Origin of the sequence: Streptomyces niveiscabiei (genome assembly GCF_001419795.1) — a bacterium.
GTDB lineage: Bacteria > Actinomycetota > Actinomycetes > Streptomycetales > Streptomycetaceae > Streptomyces > Streptomyces niveiscabiei.
Map to the genome: position 1 here is coordinate 1 of NZ_LIRL01001121.1, position 3,957 is coordinate 3,957.

General features: G+C 75.2%; 3 protein-coding genes. 1 reads left to right on the forward strand and 2 read right to left on the reverse strand.

Translation table 11 applies throughout. From position 1 onward, the window contains the following. Positions 1-459: 459 nt before the first annotated feature. Positions 460-882 carry a coenzyme B12-dependent isobutyryl CoA mutase small subunit gene (locus AOK24_RS40780; protein WP_055724954.1) on the forward strand — a complete coding sequence of 141 codons (423 nt, stop codon included), beginning with the start codon at positions 460-462 and terminating at the stop codon, positions 880-882. Between the two features lie 322 nt (positions 883-1,204). On the opposite strand, the gene AOK24_RS40785 is transcribed toward AOK24_RS40780, so the two are convergent. Together AOK24_RS40785 and AOK24_RS40790 are read right to left on the reverse strand one after the other, a co-directional pair. Beyond that, a complete protein-coding gene (locus tag AOK24_RS40785) occupies positions 1,205-2,890 on the reverse strand; it encodes a DUF5691 domain-containing protein (RefSeq protein WP_055724955.1) in 1,686 nt (561 codons plus the stop codon). A 54-nt stretch (positions 2,891-2,944) separates the two neighbouring features. Then, a partial coding sequence (locus AOK24_RS40790) for a hypothetical protein (protein WP_055724956.1) occupies positions 2,945-3,957 on the reverse strand: 1,013 nt, incomplete at its 5' end.

Consider the following 3,957-nt stretch of genomic DNA (forward strand, 5'->3'; position numbering starts at 1 on the left):
CGGCAGCGTCAGATGTGTATAGGGGACGGGGGCGGTGCGGAGGGGGTGGCCGGGCCGCGCGATCGCCCGTGACGCGGCGAGGGTCCTTGCCGGTGTGGCGACGAGGCTTCCCCGCTGTCGTGCCGTACCTGCTCTGCTCGTGCCCTCCCCCCGGAGCCTGTGGCTCGGGAGGTGCCCCCAGTTGCCTGCGCCGACTCGCCGTACCGCCGCGGCGCGCGGCCACGGCGCGGCGGTATGGCGACCTCGTTGCGGCTCCCGTTGCGCTTGTTCCCCCGTGCTGCGAGGGGAGCGGTGCGCGGCGAACGTGTCCCACTGTGTGATGTGCCCCTCGCCCTTCGCCGTGAAACGGCAGGTTGCGGGAAGCTGTAGGAAACGTTCGTTCACTTCTCGTGCCACTGTGGGCCTGGGGCGTCCGGGCCACAGGGGCACCGACGAGGCGATCCCTCCAGGGAGGCAGTGATGGGTGTGGCAGCCGGCCGGATCCGCGTCGTGGTGGCCAAGCCGGGGCTCGACGGCCACGACCGCGGGGCCAAGGTCATCGCGCGTGCGCTGCGCGACGCCGGGATGGAGGTCATCTACACCGGCCTCCACCAGACCCCGGAACAGATCGTCGACACGGCGATCCAGGAGGACGCCGACGCGATCGGCCTCTCCATCCTCTCCGGCGCCCACAACACGCTCTTCCCCGCGGTCATCGCCCTCCTGCGCGAACACTCCGCCGACGACATCCTCGTCTTCGGCGGCGGCATCATCCCCGAGGCCGACATCCCGCCCCTCAAGGAACAGGGCGTCGCGGAGATCTTCACTCCCGGGGCCACGACTCAGTCGATCGTGGAGTGGGTGCGGGGGAATGTGCGGCAGTCGGCGGTTTCCGGGGGCTGAGGGGCCCGGGGAGCGGCGCCGGTCGCATCCGTACCCTGCGCGGCGCACCCTCACCTGGTCCGGCCTCATGGTGCCTCCCTGCCGGCTTCCGCCAAGAGGGCCGCACTCGCGTCGGCTTCCCGGCGGCAGCAGTCGTGTGCCGTGTGCCTCGCCCCGCTTTCTCCGGCTTTCCTGAGGTGGTCGCTGTGCGCCGGGCGCCTTGCCCCGCTTCTTCCGGCTTTCGCGAGGTGGTCGCCGCACCCCGAGCGCCTCGCCTCGCTCCCTCCGGCTTTCGCGACGCGATCACCGCGCCTCGAACGCCCCGTCCCCGTCCCCTCCGGCCTCATGCCCCCTCCAGTTCCCGCCGCATCTCGCCCCGTAGCCGCAGTGTCGCCGCGAGTCTCTGGAACGCCTCCGCCCAGTAGCTTCCGGCGCCGGGGGCGGTGTTCTCGGACTCCTCCGGGATGGAGAGGAGCGCGTCGAGGCGGGTGGCCTCCTCGGGGGCGAGGCAGCGTTCGGCGAGGCCCATGACGCCGCTGAAGCTCCACGGGTAGCTGCCGGCGTCGCGGGCGATGTCGAGGGCGTCGACGACGGCGCGCCCGAGGGCCGGGGCCCAGGGGACCGCGCAGACCCCGAGGAGCTGGAACGCCTCGGACAGCCCGTGCGCGGCGATGAACCCGGCGACCCAGTCGGCGCGTTCGGCCGGCGCCAGTGTCCCGAGGAGCCGCGCGCGCTCGGCCAGCGAGACGGCGCCGGGCCCGCCCGCCTCCGGCGCCGAGGGCGCCCCGAGCAGCGCCCGCGACCACTCCGCGTCCCCCTGCCGCACGGCGGCCCGGCACCACGCCGCGTGCAGCTCGTCGGCCCACCCGTCCGCCACCGGCATCGCGACGATCTCCTCCGGCGTCCGGCCCCCCAGCCGCGCCGGCCACGCACCGAGCGGCGCCGCCTCCACCAACTGGCCCAGCCACCACGACCGTTCACCGCGCCCCGTCGGAGCCGTCCTGATCACCCCGTCGCGCTCCATGCCCGCGTCGCACTCGTGCGGTGCCTCCACCCCGATCGTCGGAACCTCGGCCAGGTGGTCGACGGCGACGCACGTACCCGCGCGGGCCGCCATCCGCGCGGCCAGCGCCGAACCGGGCAGCGCGGAGAGCAGTTCCGCCGCCGTCGAGCGCACGTTGCGGCTGCGGTCGGAGAGGGCCTGCTCCAGGAACGGCTCGTCGCGCGGACCGAGCCCGGCCCGCAGGGAGTCCAGGAACATCAGGCGGTCCTCGGCACGTTCGGTCGCCCACGTGTCCGTGAGCAGTTCGCGCGCCCCGTCGGCGTCCCGCGCGCGGAGTGCCATCAGCAGCGTGACCCGCTCCGCGAACAGCCCCTCCTCCCACAGCCGCCGTACCCGCTCGGTCTCCTCGGGCCCCGGCAGCGCCACCCCGTCCCCGGCCGTCGCCCGCAGCGCGAACCGCCAGTCCGGGTTGAGCCGCGCCAGCCACAGCGCCCTCGGCCCCGCGAACTCCAGCGCCGCCGGCCGCAGATCGGTCCGCCCCCTGGCCGCGTCCAGCAACGCGGGGAGCACCTGAGGAGGCGGCGCGTACCCGTGCGCGTTGGCCGCCGCCAGCCACTGCGGGAGCAGCTCCATGAGGTCCGGGGCGGCTCCCCGCCGGCCACCTGCCTGCGCGGCACGGTCGGCGAGCAGGAGCGCCAGACGCCGGGCGGCCGGAGCCGGCAGGGGGCGCCGGAGGTCTTCCGGGGACAGCGGAAGAGGGGGCGCGGCGAGCCCGGGGAGGAGACCGGCCCTGCGACGGAGGGTTTCCGTGGCGGCGGCGTCGAGGAGGACGGCGGGGGCGTCTTTCGGGCGAGGCGGTTCGGCGAGAGGGCCGTCAGGCGGATCCGGCGCTCGCCCCCGAGCCGAACCCGGCGACGAGTCCCCGCCGCGCGCGCCCACCGCCTCCGTGACCGACCGCCGATTCGTCCCCAGCAGCGCCGCCGTGACCAACTCGTCCCAGAGACCGGATGAAGATGTGCCGTTCATGCCCCCGCCCTTTCCTGGTTCATGACCCCGCCCTTTCTTGCGATGTCGGTGCCTTCACGAGGAGATCGGAACGAACCCCGCGATCGGTTCACCCCGATCGGGTGACCATGCCGTCAGCGGTGTGAACCCCCGATGCCCGAACTCCCCGAACACCGTGACGGGAGCCCCGCCGGAGAGCGCGACGAGCCGCCAGAGCCCGGAACGGGACAGAGCGGCCGGGGTCAGGGGAAGCGCGGTCTTCCCCTCCAGATCCGCGAGGTGCCAGGAGTCACCGACGGGAGTCGGCACGACCCCGCCCAGCGTCACCGGCACGGATTCCAGCCACGGATCGGCCCGGAGCGCGGTGCCGTAGAGAGCGGTGGCCTCGCCCGGCGTGACACCGGGAGGCCGCAGGGCCGTCGGGACCGGAGCGGCGGAGAGGTCCCCCAGGGCGACTCGGGGGCCGACCGGGTAGGCGGTGACCTCCGCGCGCACGGACAGGCCGACGGGCAGGGAGAGTTCGGGCGCGCGGCCCGCAGGCCCGTACGAGAGGACCAGCGCCGTACGCCCGGTGGCCGCGCCGTACAGCCAGATGCGGCGGGTCGTCAGCTTGCCGTCCGACGTGTCGTACTGGGCCAGGACGAGCCAGTCGTCGAGGACCGGCGGGCCGGACGGGGTCGCCGGCAGGCCGATGTGCGTTCGGACCGCCGCCGCCAACTCCTCGGGCAGGTCGGCCCGGTGGAGCCAGGCCCGGGTCAGGAGGTGCAGCAGGGCGCACTCCTCCAGCAGGCGGGACGGCCAGCCGGGGCCGGAGGCCGGTATCGCGCCCACCTCGCGCACGCGCGCGGCGAGCCCCGGCGCCTGCGCGTCGACCATCCGGGCCGCCGTCTCCTCCCACAGCCCGTACCCCTCCCGCTCGGCCCCCGCGAGCCCCGACCGGACCAGATCGCCGAGCCGCTGCTCCAACTCCACGACACCGGCGGTGATCCGCGCGGCCCGCCGCTCGGCACGCCGCCGCGCCGCCTCCGGATCGGCCAGGCCGCCGTCCTTCGCCGGCGACGCCCCCTGCGGGCCGCCCCGCCGGACCC